This window comes from Nocardia anaemiae NBRC 100462 (genome assembly GCF_001612725.1).
In the GTDB taxonomy this organism is placed as follows: domain Bacteria; phylum Actinomycetota; class Actinomycetes; order Mycobacteriales; family Mycobacteriaceae; genus Nocardia; species Nocardia anaemiae.
This window is the reverse complement of record NZ_BDAZ01000047.1, coordinates 103,941-120,103: the sequence shown is the minus strand read 5'-3', so window position 1 is coordinate 120,103 and position 16,163 is coordinate 103,941. Positions and strand designations below refer to the sequence as shown.

Genomic DNA, 16,163 nt, shown 5'->3' with positions numbered 1-16,163 from the left:
AAGCCTTCCTCCGGGATAGATTCGCCCAGATCGGACAAAAGCGGCCCACGCGTCGGCGCTGATATCGACCGATGTAAGCCAAGGTATGTGAGCCACCGAACTTCGTGATGCTCCAGTGCTTTTGGCGCACATGGCGACACCGTACAGTCGGCGCATGGTTTTCCGGCTCGAGCTGCAACCTGCCCAACCCCTGCACCTGACACCCAACTGCGTGGTGCATACCGGAACGGTGCGCCTATTCGTCACCGGCACGCTCATACACTCCTCCGCAGCTCCCGCCGAACCGTTCGGCTTCTTCCTGCCCAACACCCGCCCCCTGCCCGAGGACGCACCCGAACCACACCTATGGGCGGAGATGCATCTGATGAGCGCCACCGCCACCACCGCATCGGGAAACTTCCCCTTCGGCATCACCAACACCCAAGCCGCCTACGTACCCGACCCGCGCGCCGGACTGCACCGCTGGCTCCACCTCAGCGCCGCCGCCCACCCCGCCAGAGAACTCCGCCTCGGCTACCGCGTCACCGTCCAAACGCCCTGATCCGGTCGGGACGGACGTGCGTCGAGGTGTGAGTTCGCCACAACGCCTGCCCGGGCGATCATCACCGGTGCCGAGGGGACAGAGAGCAATGGCAGCACCCGGCGCGCATCCCGCTGGCAGTGCACTCCTATGACGCAGACATCGCAGTCCGCAATCCTGGCGCTCCTACGGCACCGGCTCTGGCTCGCGATCGATATCCGAGGTCGTCGGCGCCGGACCGACCCTCACCCATGTGTTGTTGACCGCCGCGTTCCCGGAAAACCTGTCGGTCAGCGACGGATCATGCAGCAGATTGACATTCGCGCCCGGCAGGGAGGCCGCCACCTGCCAGCCGACGCCGGGTTCCCGGTGCCCCCAACCGTGCGGGATGGCGATGGTTCCGGGCCGGATATCGTCGCTGACCTCGAGGGTGAGCACGATCGAGCCGGTGCGGGAGGTGACCGCGACCGGTGTGCCGTCGGTGAGGGCGCGTTCAGCGGCATCGGCGGGATGCATAAGGGCGGTGCAGCGGTCACGGCCCTTCACCATCGACGCGACATTATGCAGCCAGGAGTTGTTGCTGCGCAGGTGGCGGCGGCCGATGAGTTTGAGGTCGTAGCCGTCGGTGGGCGCGGTCAGCGCATGGCCGCCGCGCGCGTCGTCGAGCAATTCCCGTGCGGCCGTGACGAATTCGTCGGGCGCGAGATGAACTTTGCGATCCTCGGTCGCGATCACCGCAGACAATCGCGGCCGCAATGGACCGAGATCGATGCCCCCGGCCGCGGCGCGCACCTTCGCCACGGACAAGCCCTTGCGGCCGCGCCGCAGCACCCCGTACGGGCCCGCGGCCACCCCGAGCGTCGTCAACCGCATCGGACTGAGCTGCCGCAGAAGCGCATTGACCACCCGAGTGGTGAACCGGCGCGCGGGCAACGGCACCACCTCGGTGGTCAACCGCGCAAGAATCTGCCAATCCTCGAGCCCTTCGGCGGGAGGCTCGAACACACGAGCGTCGTAGCGCAGATTGTTCCGCACACTGAACACCGGGAACAGAATGTTCACATCCTCGCGCTCCAGCGGGGAGATCGGCGGCAAGATGATGTCCGCGTGCCGGGTCGTCTCGGTGACATACATATCCACGGCCACATAGAAATCCAGCGAATCCAGCGCGGCGTCGAGTTTGCCGCGCTGCGGTGTCGACAGCACCGGATTACCGGCGTAGGTGATCATCGCGCGGATCTGCCCGGCGCCCTCGGTGAGGATCTCATCGGCCAGCACCGCGACCGGCAGCTCCGAGCGGAATGATTTGTAGGTGCCGGAACGGTCCGTCCAGGCCCCGTGCCCCACCGGCAGGTATTTCGCGAGCCGCGGCGCATCGATCGGCGGCGTCGCGAACATCTGCCCGCCCGGCCGATCCAGATTCCCCGTCACCGCATTGATGGTATTGACCAGCCAATGCGTCAGCGTGCCGGTCACCTGCTGACATATCCCGATCCGGGCATACAGCACAGCCGAATCCGCCGCGGCATGTTCACGCGCCAGCCGCCGAATCGTCTCGGCATCGACACCGGTGAGCGGTTCGGCGAGCTCCGGTGTCATCTCGGCGACCAGTGCCCGCAACGGTGCCCAGCCGGTGCACTGCGCGCGAATCCAGCTTTCGGCACACAGGTTTTCGCTGACCAGGACCTGCAACATGGCCAGCAGCAGATACACATCACCACCGGGTGCGATGGCCACATGCTCGTCGGCCAGCCGCGCCGTCTCGGTGCGCCGCGGATCGATCACGACCACGGTGCCGCGCTTGCGCACGTCCCGAATACGCTGCTTCGCATTCGGCATGGTGGTCACCGAGCCGTTGGACACCGCCGGATTGGCGCCCATGATCACCAGCCGATCCGTGCGATCGATATCGGCCACCGGCATCAGCACATTCGACCCGAACATCCGCCATGCCACGAACTCCTGCGGAAACTGATCGATCGAGGACGCGGAGAAGAAGTTCCGCGTCATCAACACCGCACGCAGCAGCGCGCCGTAGATCACCGACGAGCTGTGCGCCGCCGGATTTCCCAGATACATTCCGATCGCGCTGGCCCCGTACTCGCCGCGCACCTGCCGCAGCCGCCGCCCGATCTCGTCGAACGCTTCGTCCCACCCGATCGGCTCGAACCGGTCACCGACCCGGCGCACCGGCGTGCGCAACCGATCCGGATCATGGTGCAGCCCGCCCATCGCCGTCGCCTTCGGGCAGATATGCCCGGCGGAGAGTACATCGTCGGGGTTGCCTTCGATCCGGGTTACCCGTTCGTCCTCGACGGTTACCAGGATTCCGCAATGGGCCTCACACAGGGTGCACTGGCGGGCAATCGTGGTCGCGCTCATGAGTCTTCACTCCGCATCGGTCCAACACTGCCGGAGTCCGGCTCCAGCCTCGCGTCGAGCTTATCGGCCGAACGCCAATAACACACCCGCGTGTCCGACCCAGTCGCTGCCGGATCCACCGTGCAGGCGCAGACCGTGGTCTGGCCCCAGCCGATGCTGCGGTGTCACGGCCGAAGCCCCCGGAACATCTCGGCCGAATTCCCTTCCACCGGTTTGGAATTGCGCGCCGCACCGATGTGGTGGGGGCACCGTGCTGCAGGTGTGAGCGTGATGGTTGCCGTTGTGAAGGACCGGTTTCCTGAACGTGCAGCGCGGCATCGAGACGCGCCCACACTTCCTCGCGCAAACGTTGTTTGGCCTCTCGGGATTGCGGAAGACCAACTCGGTTGGTTCGGATCGCCATGGTCATAGCCCAGCTGATCGGTGATCTCACCTTCGAACGGTTGATGGAGCCGATGAGTATCGGTTGCGAGGTTGAGCGGAGCCGATTTCAGTGGCGCCGTGATTGTTCGAACTCTCGTGCGACGAAGGAGCGCACCGGCGCGAGTTGGGCGAGAATTGTAGGCATCGCCACGTCCGAGAGATGGTCGCGACTTCGAGGAAGTTGGAGATGCGCGCCAGTTCGGTCGAGTTGTCAATATCGTTGCTGCGCAGCAGTTTCGCAGGGTGTCGCCGGTGTTTGCTGAATCGGTTTGAAGCAGTCGACTTCCGAGCGTGCCCGGGAGACCGATGAGGACAGCCACGAGTACGGCCAAGGCGGCGCAGTCGTGCGGAACTGTGTACAGGCGTGCGCGAACGACAAGGATAGGTGTGGAGGAACCTTTTGGCCCGCTGCGGAGTCGCGGCGACCAGCGGCGCGACGAGGGGCGAGTGTATCGAGGTCGTTCTCGTAGGGTGAGCGCTTGAGCGAGCTGACTAGGGGTTCCGGACTGGTGAGGGTGATTACTACCGGAACCCCTACTCATGCCCCGAATTCATGGTGGAGAGTCGCGATGACCGGCGATTTCGCCTTGTTTCTAAGGCGGAAAATGGTGCGGTGCAGCGAGATTCGCCACCTACCGAGATCTCCTGGGCCCCACTTCAACGCCCGCGTGCCAGCCCCTGAACACGCGAACCCAACTCCGCCCCAATTCTTCGTCCAGGTGGTCCAGACCCCGCACGGCGTCGTCACCGCCCATCTCGTCGATGAACCAGGTCACCCCCATCGAAGCCCGCGACGAAATCCTCACGTTCCTCACCATTCGCCTGAACCCGCCCTCACCATGACTCTGGAAGCCGGGCGGCGTGTAGTCAGGACGGGAGCTCGCGAGGTCGATACCATTTCGAACCATCGTTGACCTGGCATTTTCCGCGGGTGTTCAATAAAGAGAGCTGGTTCGCTGCGAAGTGGGCGGTGAGATGGTCATATCAGGTCATATCGTGCGCTCGGCGGTGGTGACTCTGCTGGTGGCGGCATTCACGGCCGTGGCGCCAAACGTGGTGGCGCAGCCGGAAACGGAGACGACCCTGTCGGATGTTCTCGCGCGGATCCAGGCGCGCGGAGATTCCTCGCCGGCGCTGGCCGCCGCGATGGCGTGGGTTGCGAGCAACGGTGACCTCGCCTTGCCGTTGAACGCTGTCAGTCGATCGATCCGGGGAACGGGTGCGGGGTGGGGGATGCGGGACTGCTCCGAGCCTGTCATCGCATTCGAGGTCAACGCCGACCCCTTCGGCAACGATGTCGCGGCAATGATCTATCCCAGCTACACCACCTATGCATGGGAAGAGCAGGACTCGCCCGGCGTGCTGTCACCGGTGTCAGGGGTTCGATTCATCTTCGTCAATATCGACCAGCAGTTCGTCGCCGAGATTCCATGGGATTGGACCGGTACCAGGACGATTCCGTCGTATTTCGATCGAGCCGTTCACTTCAACCACCCGATCCGATTCAGTCAATTGGCCGAGTTCGGTGGCGGGACCGTCGTCGGCTTGTTCATCGGACCGGATATGCCGACCAACGGTCCCGGGTGCGCCTACGGCGATGCGGTGGTGGCGAACGGGGACTACAGCGGGTGCTGGTCGTCGTGGCAGGGGTGGCTGTGCCCGAGCGGCTATCCGTATAACAGGTACGAGCCCCCCTACGGCTGACCGGCCCCGGTGCTGGGACTGGACGGGTTCGACCTCGTCGAATCGGAAGGTGAAGGTGAGGCATGGCGAGCGGACGCCTCGAACACACCCTCGAAGGCCATTGCGTGTCCGCGCTGAATGAGACCGGTCGGTATTAGAGTCCCTAAGATCAGTGATGTCCGGGTTTGGTGCCTGGATGCCCAGGTCGGTAAGGTGTAGCTGATTAGAGTCTGCCTTCGTCGTGGCTCGACAGGAGTGGCTGCCCCACCGTCTGGACGCTCCGGCCACTGATTGAGATCTGAAGCGGTTCGTCGCTGGTTAGGGACCTGATGGCGGGGTTGTCCGCCGGGCGAGGTTCGTGTGGATGGAGTGCGAGAGTGGCTGTGCGCCCTCGGATTTGGATTGGTATCGACGTCGGCAAGGCCGCTCATCATGCGTGCGCAGTCGACGAGCTGGGCACTGTTTGCTGGTCGAACAGAGTGAAGAACGACCAGCGGGCGATCGAGTCGATCATCGATCGGGCCCGGGCCGCCAGCGCTGAGCGGGTGTGGGCGATCGATCTGATCAGCCCGCTGGCGGCGCTGCTGATCACGGCGCTCCTGGCTGCCGGTGAACGGGTTGTGTATCTGCCTGGCCGGACGGTGGCGACCATGACCGGGGTGTTCCGTGGTGAAGGCAAGACTGATGCCAAGGATGCCCGGGTGATCGCCGACACCGCCCGTATGAAGACGGACCTGCAACCGGTAACCGCGCCGGACGAGTTGATCGCCGAGCTGACTGTGCTGTCGGCCTGTCGTGCCGATCTGATGGACGACTGGGTGGCCGGGGTGAACAGGCTGCGGGCGATGCTCGCGTCGATCTTCCCGGTCCTCGAGGCGGCGTTTGACTATTCGTCGCGGTCGCCGCTGATCCTGGTGTCGGGACTGTGTGCCCCAGCGGAGATTCGAGCTGCCGGAATCGGCGGTGTTGCAACGTTTCTCGCTGAGAACGGAGCGTGGGCGAAAAGCATCGACAAGATCGCTGCGGCTGCGGTATCCGCGGCCGGCGCGCAGGACCTTGCTGTTCCCGCTGAGGCCGCAACTGCGGCTTTGATCAAGCGGTCGGCAGCCAAGCTTCTCGATCTCGATCGCGAGATAAAGGACCTCGATAAGCAGATTGCCACCGTATTCCGGCAGCATCCGTACGCGTCGATCATCGAGTCGATGCCGGGCATGGGCCCGCATCTGGGGACAGAATTTCTGGTGTCCATCGGCGGTGACCTGACAACGTTCTCGACGTCGGGTCGTCTGGCCTCCTACGCTGGTCTGGTTCCGGTGCCGCGTGATTCCGCAAAAGGAATGAGCGGCAGGTTCATACCCAGGCTCTGTTGGCGCTGTCTCGGCGCTTGGTCGATGTGCTGTGGGCGCTCTTGCGTGACGGACGGCACTTCACCGACCAGCCTCCGAGGGCACTCCGGGCGACCGCTTCGGCTTGACATCCTCATTGAGACTCCTCCTCATTGAGACTCCTGATGGCCCTGACGAGGGTCGGAAGGGACACTGAGGGACATGGCCGCACGCAAGCGGCATTCCGCGGAGGAGACGTGCGCAAGCTGCGCCGTGCCGACGCGTTGGCCGCGGAGGGCCGCTCGGGTGGAGGAGGTCGCCGCCGAGCTGGAGATCTCGGCGCCACGTTGTACAACTGGCGGCGCCAGTACGGTGGGATGGACACCGATGCCGCGAAGGAGCTCAAGGAGTTGCGCGATCAGAACGCCCGGTTGAAGCGGTTGCTGGCCGAGGCGGAGCTGGAGAAGGACGCGCTTCTGGCGTGAGGAAGGCCTTCAGGTGCGCGAGCATCATCCGCGCAAGCGTGCCGGTGTTTCGTCGGTGCCGCCGATCGACGCGGATGCGCCGAAAGTGGTGTGGGCGCTAGACTTCCAGTTCGACTCCACCATCGACGGGCGGGCGGTGAAGATCGCGTCGATGGTCGACGAACACACCCGCGAATCGCTGCTGCACTTGGTGGAGCGGTCGATCACCGCCGAGCGGCTCGTCACCGAACTCGAGCGAGCGTTTGCCGACCGCGGCACACCGAAGGTGCTGCGGCTCGACAACGATCCGGAGATGATTTCTCAAGCGCTGCAACGATTCTGCTCGAACAGGGTCTGGTGCCGCTGTCTTCCCCTGCGGCGCAGGGGTTTTACCAACCGCTACGTGAATACCCGCGGTCGGGCCGGTGGTCGCCAGTTTTACTTTGTTAACGTTGTACGCATGATGACGCCGTTGCTTTTGTCGGCGTCGATATCGAAGTCGATTGTCACGGTAAAGTCGTTCTTGAAGGCGTCCCGCAGGATATCGAGCATCCCTGCATGGGTGAAGCGGTTCTTGTCGGTCCGCAGCCTGAAACCGAATGCCCGGCCTGGCTCGGTGTCCAGCATGCATACGACCTCTACGTCGATTTGGTTTCCGTGCGGGTGCGCCGCAGAAGGTGCAGGGTCTCCAAAGCGGTCGTTGACGTCGTTCACCCGTAAAAACGTCAGCTTTCCCGATGATTGCAGACGCGTCGCCATGATCTTCCTCCTCTACGGCGAATTCACGACGCGCAGAATGCGGCCGTTGCTGAGTCCCGTCACGATGTAGTCGATCGTGACCTGAATGTTCTGGCTGAACGCGTCGCGCAGCATGTCGAGCATCGCCCGCCGCGCCGTACCTTGCGAGTCGTCGCGCAACTGGAAGCCAAAGGCGCGTCCCGGCATGGTGTCGAGTTGGACCACCACGTCGACATCCAGGAAGTCGCCTGGTGGCCCAAACCCCGTCTTGACGTCGTTTACCCGTAGGAGCGTGATACGTCCAGTTGCGGGGAGCAGTGTTCCAGGGATCGACACCTGCGCAGTCCAGATTTCCTCGGCACCGCCGCTACGGCGATCCGTCCACGTCGGAAAGAAGATCCCATTGTGGCCATGAAGGCCGTTGTAGTCCCCGTACCGGAACGTGTTGGCGCCTGTGCTGGTCTCATCGGTCCGCGCCGATGTCAGCGCGACTGCGGTACTCCACGTCCGGCCGTCATCTTTTGAAGTCTGCATGAAGACATCGGTCTGGAGACGGCTCGGGTCGTTGACAGTGTCGTGATAAGTGACGACGAGATTGCCGTTGCTCTCATCGACACATAGACGCGAGTGGAACTGGTCGTTCCGTCCCGGCTGGTTGTTGATCATTTTCGGTGTCGACCAGGTGGTTCCGCCGTTGGTCGACCGGGTGAACCAAACGCGGGTCTTGCACGCCGAAGTGGTGGAGTTGCCGGGGCCGAATCCAGTTGCGCAGCCAGTTTTGCCGCTGAGATCCGTCCACACGGCGTAGACGAGATCCTTGGTGGCTGTGCGGTACGCGCCGGCCGAGATATACACCCGGCAACCGCCTTGTAGTGCGCCACCGACAGTAACAACCGGAACCGACGGAATCCGAAGCCGACGTCTGGATGCGAACGTCTGTGCGATGACAATAGGGGTTGTAAAGGTTTGTCCGCCGTCGGTCGACTTTACGACAGAGATATTGCGGCTCCCGTCCGCATCAGGCCAGAAGACGAAGACATCGCCGTAAGCGTTCGTTTTGACGTCGCCACCGATGCCGATGCCTGTCGTCTCGGCGCCGCTGAGCTGGATCGGTGCCTGCCACGCACCTGTGGCGCCCGCTGTTCGTCGTGCAAAGAAGACAGGCAGACCGACATGCCACATCGCGTAGATCTGATCCCTGAAGGGAGAGGTCGCCTCGTGGTCGACCCAAACGACGTCGCGATCGGCTGCCAACTGGGTTCCCGAGACAGTCGCGTCGAAGGTCCAGTTCGCGCCGGAATCCGTCGACCGGAATCCATGCAATCGAATGTTCATCATCGTGTCGCTGCCCAATGTGAACGCCCACGCCGTCCCGTCGGAGGTCCAATCGACGGCCGGGTCACCCTGGAACACGTCGCCTGTGACAGGTGGGAGGTTGGTCTGAGACCAGGTGGATCCGCCGTCGGTCGAAAAGAACTGCGCCTGCGTCGGGTTGCCAAGATTGTTCGACGCCGCGATTATCCGGTTGGGGTCACCGTAGTTGAGACGAATATCCGACTCAGCCCGGGGCGAGGTCGACGCGCCAGAAATGCGCAGATCGATCATGACTCGCCTGCGTTCGTTCCGCCTCCGGCGGTAGGACCAAACGTCGGCAGCTCGGGGTGTGCTTGTATCCATTCACAGATCATGAAAAGGACGTCGGGATAGCTGGCTCCAGGATTGATTGTGGAATGCTCGACGTCGGGGTGTTGCTTTCGCCAGCGGACGCGCAGCCAAGGCGGAAGCCCGATGTCATCGTCGGCCTCACGCGGGTCGAGTAGATCAAAGTCCTGGTTACCGCGAATGAGACTCTCAAGCGCGCTTCCACGCGGAGCATTCGCCGAAGCGATCTGCTCTTCCACAGATGGCCAGTTCACCATGGTGACCCTCCACAAGGCTCGAGGTTTCCCTGCTAGCTTCACCGGATCAGCCTGTCGGCATGATCAAGTATGAGCTTGTGGGACAGGGCTTCGGCTGAAAAGTCAACTTTTGGTCAAAGCTGGCGAACTGTGCGGTGTTTGAGGATGGCTGTCGTGGGTGCCTTCGCTGTACGCGGTGGGCGACACAAGCTCGCTGCCGGCCCCAGCTGAGTCATCAAACGGGGGGCACAACCGCGTCAGCCAGTTTCCGTGCGGCGATCTCGAGCGGTCCGGCCGAGCGGGCAGCGATCACGACATCGACGCCTTCGGCTGCGAGGCCGTGCGCGATTGCATGCCCGATACCGCGGCTGCCGCCGGTCACGATCGCGCGTTTTCCATCCAGATTCAGATCCACTCGCCCCACGCTAACAAGTTCGACCGCGCCGGTGATCGGTCCGGCTCGGGCTGATCCGAACTCCGCGCTACGAGACCGTGCGGCCCAGCGCCGCCGAGAGTTCCGCGGCGATCTGCTTGTGTGGCAGCACTTCTGGCCCGGCCACTACGAACCGCTCCCGGTTCCCCTGATCGGTGGTCAGTAGCACCGCGGCGGGATCAGTTGCGTCCAGAATTCGCGGCGGACCGCATCCCACAGCTTCGTCAGTCCCGGAAGGAGTTCTCGCGCTCGCGCGAGATCCGGGTAGCTGCTGGGGCAGAAGGATGCCACTGGCGAAGCGTCGGATGCGTTGTGCACGGCGACGATTGCGATCACATGATGCTGAACCAAGCGCCATGTCACACGCAGTCCGTCGACTTCCGTATGGCAGGTCCGGTTCTGGGACATGGGGAAATTCCTGTTTCGATCATGACGTCGGCGCGTCGAGGTGTCCAGGTGGGGCAGTTCACGCTGCTATTAACCTAAGACATTAGATTTCATAGTTCAAGGGGTTGAGATATAACTTTATAGTTCATAGTTCAATTGTTAGATGGGTAGAATCGTGTCAGGCCCGTCACCCCCAGGAGGCGCGTTGTCCCACCAGAAGAGGGCCGGATTGACCGCGCTCGGCGCAGTGCTGTCACCGCTCGAGGGCAGTGGTCCGAAAACCGAGGCCGTAGTGCAGCGGCTGTCTGCTGCGATCAGCCTCGGTGTGATGGGCGACGGCCAGCAGTTGCCGAGCGAGACCGATCTCGCCAACCAGTTGGGGGTATCGACGATGACCCTGCGGGAGGCGCTGGTCGTACTTCGGCAGCAGGGCATCGTGCACACCAAGCGCGGGCGCGGGGGTGGCAGCTTCATCAGCGCTTCGGCCGAGGTCCTCGAGACCCCCTCGCTGGCGCGGTTGCAGCAGATGAGCGTTCAGGAGCTGCGCGATCTAGGGGATGAGCACTTCGCCGTCACCGGGGCGGTTGCTGTGTTCGCCGCGCGCCGCAGCTTACGGGCCGATATAGCCGGACTCCGCGCCTTGGCCGACCGGCTGAAAGACAGCTCCGACCTTGTCTCGGCCCGCCAAGCCGACAGCCGCTTTCACATCGAGATGGCGGTGTGCGCGCAGTCCACCCGGCTGACCCGCGCCGAGGTCGGTCTGCAGGCAGAGCTCTCCGCCTTGCTCTGGCTGCCGGGCCTGAAGCTGGACCCGGCCGTCGAGGCGAGCGCCCATCGCGAACTGGTGGACGCGATCGAACAAGAAGACGATGCCCGGGCGAGAGAACTGGCAGAATCGCATACGGAATCACGCATCCGCCGCCTTGTTGCTTTGCGCTTGGAGCTCAGTGAGGAACACCGATAGCTTTCCGGCCCCCGCGACCATCGAGTCGCTCGCTGATTCCGTCACAAAACTGGCTGACCAGATTTACGAGTCGCTGGCAACCATCGGGACCGCGCTGACAACCCTATGGGATGAGTTGACCGAGAAGCTGCGATCCGCTCCCCGGGCGACTGATCTGGCACCGTTGCGCGAGGCCATCCTCGGCGAGCTCGAGTCGCGCGGAAAACTGTTCAACGGCGCAGGCGTAGTGATGGCCGACAGCGTTCTGGCGGATCGCCCCCGACACCTCGAATGGTGGCTTCCCACCGCGCAACGACTGGTGCTGGAATTGAATCCCGAGAGTGAATACTTCTACGACTACACCAAAATGGACTGGTTCACGGTTCCGCGCGAGCAGTGTCGGCGATGGGTACAGGGGCCGCACCTCGATTACGCGTGCAGCGATGAGTATGTCTGCACATTCGCGATACCGGTCACGACCACATCGGGAACATTCCTCGGAATCGCCGGTGCCGATGTGCCGGTTGCCGCGATCGAGAAGGTCCTGCTTCCACGATTCCAAGCATCCGGTCAGCGGGTAGTGCTGGTCAACAGCGAAGGCCGCGTCATCATGGGAACCGATCCCGAATTCACGACCGGATCCAAGACGAGCAGGATGGACAGCTCTGCTGCGACGGTCCCGATCGAGGCGGTGCCCTGGTCGCTGCGTCCGCTCGGATCCACGGCATCCCACTGAACTTTTCAGGACAGACGAGGTGATCGGCGCCTATGGCCGCGCCGATGCTCCATCGCGGCGCCCGCGTTCAACTCCACAGCATCACATACACTTTCAGACCGGAGTAATCGGCAACCGAAGCGCTCCCGGCGCCGACTCCGGCACCACCGGATTCTTCGGCGCGATCGCATCGATCCGCCGATACGGCCCACCCAACGGCGGACGCTGATCGGGTTCACCCTTGTTCGGCCACAACGACATCGCCCGCTCGGCCTGCGCGGTGATGGTCAGCGACGGATTCACTCCGAGATTCGCCGAGATCGTCGAACCGTCCACAATATGCAAACCCTCGTAGCCATAGAGCCGCTGATACGGGTCGACCACACCGGTATCGGGGGAGTCGCCGATCGCGCAACCACCGATGAAATGACCGGTGATCGGAATATTCGCCATTTCCGTCCAGGAACCCTGCGGAATGCCGTTGATCTTCTCCGCGACCCGCCGCGTGACCTCATTGCCCTCCGGAATCCACGCCGGAGGCGCTTGTCCCGCACCGGGTTTGGTGGTCATCCGCGTACCGAACAGACCGCGCTTGTTATAGGTGATGATCGAATTGTCCACATTCTGCATCACCAGCAGCCCGATCATCCGCTCGGACCAGTGCGCCGGATTGTGCATACGCAGCAGATCCCGCCGATACCGCACCAGCTCCCGCAGACCCAGCACCCAGCGCCGCTTACCCTCCTGCCCATCGACCAGCACCGTCGTCAACAGACCCATGAAATTACTGCCCTTGCCGTAACGCACCGGCTCCACATGGGTGTAGGAGTTCGGATGGATCGACGAGGTGATAGCGACACCCTTGGTGAAATCCGAATCCTTATCCCGCGAACGCGCCGCCAATACCGCCTCGGAATTCGTGCGCGCCAAATGACCCAGGCGCGGCGAAATATTCGGCAGGACACCGCGATCCCGCAGATCGTGCAGCAGCTGCTGGGTACCGAGCGCGGCCGCGGAGAACACAACCTGATCGGCGGTGAAGCTCTGCCTCCCCTTGCGCACCCAGCGCCCGGTGCGCACGGTATCGACCGCGTACCCACCGCCGGACAGCGGCCGCACCGATACCGCGGTCGTCAACGGATGCACCGTCGCACCCGCCTGCTCCGCCAGATACAGATAGTTCTTCACCAGCGTGTTCTTCGCCCCGTGCCGACACCCCGTCATGCACTCGCCGCAGTGCGTACACGAGCGCCGCTCGGGCCCGACACCACCGAAGAACGGATCCGCGACCGCGGCTCCCGGCCGAGTCTCCTTATCCGCGAACAACACCCCGACCGGCGTGCGACGGTAGGTATCGCCGATACCCATATCCTCGGCGACCTCCCGCAGCACCCGATCCGACGGCGTGGTCGCCGGATTGGTCGTCACCCCCAGCATGCGCTCGGCTTGGTCGTAATGCGGCGCCAGCTCGGATTTCCAATCGGTGATATGCGCCCACTGCTTGTCGCCGTAGAAGGTGTCCGGCGCCTCGTACAGCGTGTTCGCGTACACCAGCGAACCACCACCGACACCGGAGCCGCTCATGATGAAGGTGTCGTTGAGCAGCGTCATCCGCTGAATACCGAAGCAACCCAACTTCGGCGCCCACAGGTACTCGCGCAGATGCCAGGAGTTCTCGGCGAATTCGTGATCGGCGAAGCGCCGCCCAGCCTCCAGGACACCGACCCGATAACCCTTCTCGGTCAACCGCAGCGCGCTCACACTGCCACCGAAACCGGAACCGATCACCAGCACGTCATAGTGCGTCATGGAATTACCTTCCGGTGCGAACAAGCTCGTAGTCGCCGACATCGAAATGCGTCCGCTTGTCGTATTCGCTCATCCGACCCGGCCAATTCGTCGTCACCCGACCGCTGGCCTCGCGATACCAGCTGGTGCACTTGGTCCACACCGTATGCTCGAGCCGTCCCTGGATCTCCTCGTCGAACCGCGCCTCCACCTCCGGCTTCACCGACAGATAACCACCGGCCCCGCGCAGATGCTCGACCGCTTGGCGCAGATAGCGCGCCTGCCGCTCATGCATATAGATGATCGAACCCGCACCGAGGTTCGTATTCGGCCCGTACATGATGAACATATTCGGAAAATGCGGCACGGTGAGACCCTTGTAGGCCCGCGCACCACCCGACCACACCTCGCGCAGCTCCTTACCGCCGACCCCGCGAATCGTCATGGGCGCCAAGAACTCCGTCGCCTTGAAGCCGGTGCAGTACACGATCACATCGACCTCGTAGAGCGTGCCGTCCTCGGTGCGCACACCGGTCGGCGTGATCTCGGCGATACGGGAAGTCTCCACATGCACATTCGGCTGCGACACCGCCGGGTAGTAGTTGCTCGCCATCAGCCCGCGCTTACAGCCCGCCTCGTAATCCGGCGTCATCTTCGCCAGCAGCTCGGGATCGGATATCTGTGAGGCCCGATGCCGATCCGCCCACCCGGAGACCAGCTCGGCGATGCGGCCATTGCCTTCCAGCCCCGAGGTCACCAGCTCGTAGAACGAATACCAGCCGAACCGCTCCGCACGCTGGATCAGCGGAAACCTCGCCACCATCGACAGCTTGCCCAACGCATTGAGTTTCGGTGGCGCGTAATAGCTTTCGATCTTCGGAATGATCCACGGCGCCGACCGCTGGAAGACCGTCAACTGCCCGACCTTCGGCTGAATCGCCGGAATGATCTGAATCGCGCTCGCACCCGTGCCGATGATCGCGACCCGCTTACCGGCCAGCTCGACATCGTGATCCCACCGCGCGGAATGGAACGCATCCCCGGCGAAGGAGTCCATGCCCGCAATATCGGGCCACACCGGACGCGACAGCTGACCCACCGCGGGCACGAAGACATCCGCCTCGAGCAGCTCACCGGCGGTCGTGCGCACCTGCCAGACACCGCGGTCGGCATCGAAGTCCGCCGAGTCGACCTCCACACCGAAACGCATATGCCGGTCGAGGCCATAGCGGCGCGCGACATCATGCATGTAGGCGAGGATGTCGGGCTGCTCGGCGAAGCGCTTGGGCCAGTGCGCATTCGGGGCGAAGGAGAACGAATACAGATCCGACGGCGCGTCACAGGCGGCGCCTGGATAGGTATTGTCGCGCCAGACCCCGCCGAGCCCGTCTGCCTTATCGATAATGGTGAACGCGTCGTAGCCGCGGCGCTTCAGCTCCAACGCGGCCGCGAGGCCGCCGAATCCGGCGCCGACGATGAGCACGGACGGAGTGCTAGTCATGTCGACCACTGTATGAACGGTGGGGGAGTTGCCGAGAGAGCGCCGCGGCCAGGAAATCAACATTTTCGGCCATCCCGGCCATAGTCAAGGCGCTACCGGAACAACATCGGGTTCGGCATTACGATCCGCGTGGAACCCCGGCAGATACCGGTTGGCGAACGGAATCATCACCTGAATCAACGGACCAATCCCGAAGGCGTACACCACGGTACCCACGCCGACGCTGCCGCCGAGTAGCCAGCCGGTCGTCAGGACCGTTACTTCGATCCCGGTTCGCACCAGTCGCACCGACCATCCGGTTCGGCGGACCAGTCCAGTCATCAGTCCATCCCGCGGCCCGGGACCCATACCGGCACCGATATACAGCACCGTGGCCACCGCATTCAAAACCACCGCGGCACCCATCGCGGCGATCCGCACCGCTAGCACATCCCAGTCCGGCAGCATCCACAACCCGACATCGACCGAGACGCCGATCACCACGACATTGCTCACCGTGCCCAGACCCGGCCACTGCCGCAACGGAATCCACGCCAACAACACCGCGACTCCGGTCAGCGCCGTCACCGCCCCGAAACTGATCGGCACATGCGCGGCCACCCCTTGATGAAACACATCCCACGGATCCAATCCGAGCCCGGCCCGAATCATCACCGCCATCGAAAACCCGTACAACCACAACCCGACATAGAGCGCCACCAGCCGCCGAACCAACATCACCCCAGCCTGCCGCCAACTGGACCCTCAGCAACAGAGCCAATCACCAAGCACTGGCCCCATAACACGAAACCAATCCAATCCACGGAACACGCGAGCCGCCCTTAAATCGTCACTGTGACGCTTTAAGGGCGCGAGGGGAACCCCGCGGGGGAGCCGCCTCAAAACCGCCCAAATCGCCGCGCTGAGCCGATCCAATGTTTCTTCGGCGAAATCCAGGTTTCACCGAAACATTTACATCAACAG

At 63.3% G+C, this 16,163-nt stretch carries 12 protein-coding genes and 3 pseudogenes; 7 read left to right on the top strand and 8 right to left on the bottom strand.

What is annotated here, in order from left to right; all coding sequences use genetic code 11:
* The first annotated feature begins 154 nt into the window (after positions 1-154).
* Entirely contained in the window at positions 155-541 is a 387-nt protein-coding gene (locus NA5_RS26270) for a hypothetical protein (protein WP_062990627.1), read from the top strand.
* A 165-nt stretch (positions 542-706) separates the two neighbouring features.
* On the opposite strand, the gene NA5_RS26265 is transcribed toward NA5_RS26270, so the two are convergent.
* Positions 707-2,902 (bottom strand): molybdopterin oxidoreductase family protein, encoded by a 2,196-nt coding sequence (locus NA5_RS26265; RefSeq protein ID WP_062990625.1) that lies wholly within the window; start codon positions 2,900-2,902, stop codon positions 707-709.
* Between the two features lie 1,398 nt (positions 2,903-4,300).
* Between NA5_RS26265 and NA5_RS26255 the strand changes: the two genes are divergently transcribed.
* From NA5_RS26255 to NA5_RS40650, 4 genes and pseudogenes are all read left to right on the top strand, one after another.
* Positions 4,301-5,029, top strand: a complete 729-nt coding sequence (locus NA5_RS26255) for a hypothetical protein (RefSeq protein ID WP_157110640.1) — start codon at positions 4,301-4,303, stop codon at positions 5,027-5,029.
* A gap of 356 nt (positions 5,030-5,385) precedes the next feature.
* Positions 5,386-6,482: pseudogene (locus NA5_RS26250) on the top strand (IS110 family RNA-guided transposase).
* 192 nt (positions 6,483-6,674) lie between these two features.
* A pseudogene (locus NA5_RS43520) lies at positions 6,675-6,809 on the top strand (transposase); the annotation flags it as partial.
* A 22-nt stretch (positions 6,810-6,831) separates the two neighbouring features.
* On the top strand, positions 6,832-7,626 hold the full coding sequence (locus tag NA5_RS40650) for an integrase catalytic domain-containing protein (RefSeq protein ID WP_157110638.1): 795 nt from the start codon (positions 6,832-6,834) through the stop codon (positions 7,624-7,626).
* Here the strand turns inward: NA5_RS40650 and NA5_RS26230 are convergent.
* From NA5_RS26230 to NA5_RS40640, 4 genes and pseudogenes are all read right to left on the bottom strand, one after another.
* Positions 7,569-9,140, bottom strand: coding sequence for a sialidase family protein (locus NA5_RS26230; RefSeq protein WP_062990615.1), 1,572 nt, complete (start codon positions 9,138-9,140; stop codon positions 7,569-7,571). The genes NA5_RS40650 and NA5_RS26230 overlap by 58 nt on opposite strands.
* Entirely contained in the window at positions 9,137-9,454 is a 318-nt protein-coding gene (locus NA5_RS40645; RefSeq protein ID WP_157110637.1) for a hypothetical protein, read from the bottom strand. The genes NA5_RS26230 and NA5_RS40645 overlap by 4 nt, the downstream gene beginning before the upstream one ends.
* Before the next feature lie 238 nt (positions 9,455-9,692).
* Positions 9,693-9,848: pseudogene (locus NA5_RS26225) on the bottom strand (SDR family NAD(P)-dependent oxidoreductase); the annotation flags it as partial.
* A gap of 67 nt (positions 9,849-9,915) precedes the next feature.
* The gene (locus tag NA5_RS40640) at positions 9,916-10,083 is read right to left on the bottom strand and encodes a hypothetical protein (protein ID WP_157110636.1); all 168 of its coding nucleotides are present in this window, start codon (positions 10,081-10,083) and stop codon (positions 9,916-9,918) included.
* Positions 10,084-10,482: 399 nt separating this feature from the next.
* On the opposite strand from NA5_RS40640, the gene NA5_RS26215 reads away from it, so the two are divergent.
* Entirely contained in the window at positions 10,483-11,217 is a 735-nt protein-coding gene (locus NA5_RS26215) for a FadR/GntR family transcriptional regulator (RefSeq protein WP_062990662.1), read from the top strand.
* The gene (locus NA5_RS26210; RefSeq protein ID WP_062990610.1) at positions 11,201-11,932 is read left to right on the top strand and encodes a cache domain-containing protein; all 732 of its coding nucleotides are present in this window, start codon (positions 11,201-11,203) and stop codon (positions 11,930-11,932) included. Before NA5_RS26215 ends, NA5_RS26210 begins: the two co-directional genes overlap by 17 nt.
* A 93-nt stretch (positions 11,933-12,025) precedes the next feature.
* Here the strand turns inward: NA5_RS26210 and NA5_RS26205 are convergent, their stop codons facing one another.
* From NA5_RS26205 to yczE, 3 genes are all read right to left on the bottom strand, one after another.
* The gene (locus tag NA5_RS26205; protein WP_062990660.1) at positions 12,026-13,720 is read right to left on the bottom strand and encodes an FAD-dependent oxidoreductase; all 1,695 of its coding nucleotides are present in this window, start codon (positions 13,718-13,720) and stop codon (positions 12,026-12,028) included.
* Positions 13,721-13,724: 4 nt separating this feature from the next.
* On the bottom strand, positions 13,725-15,200 hold the full coding sequence (locus NA5_RS26200) for a flavin-containing monooxygenase (RefSeq protein WP_062990608.1): 1,476 nt from the start codon (positions 15,198-15,200) through the stop codon (positions 13,725-13,727).
* An 84-nt stretch (positions 15,201-15,284) separates the two neighbouring features.
* Entirely contained in the window at positions 15,285-15,917 is a 633-nt protein-coding gene (yczE, locus tag NA5_RS26195; protein ID WP_062990606.1) for a membrane protein YczE, read from the bottom strand.
* Positions 15,918-16,163 lie beyond the last annotated feature (246 nt).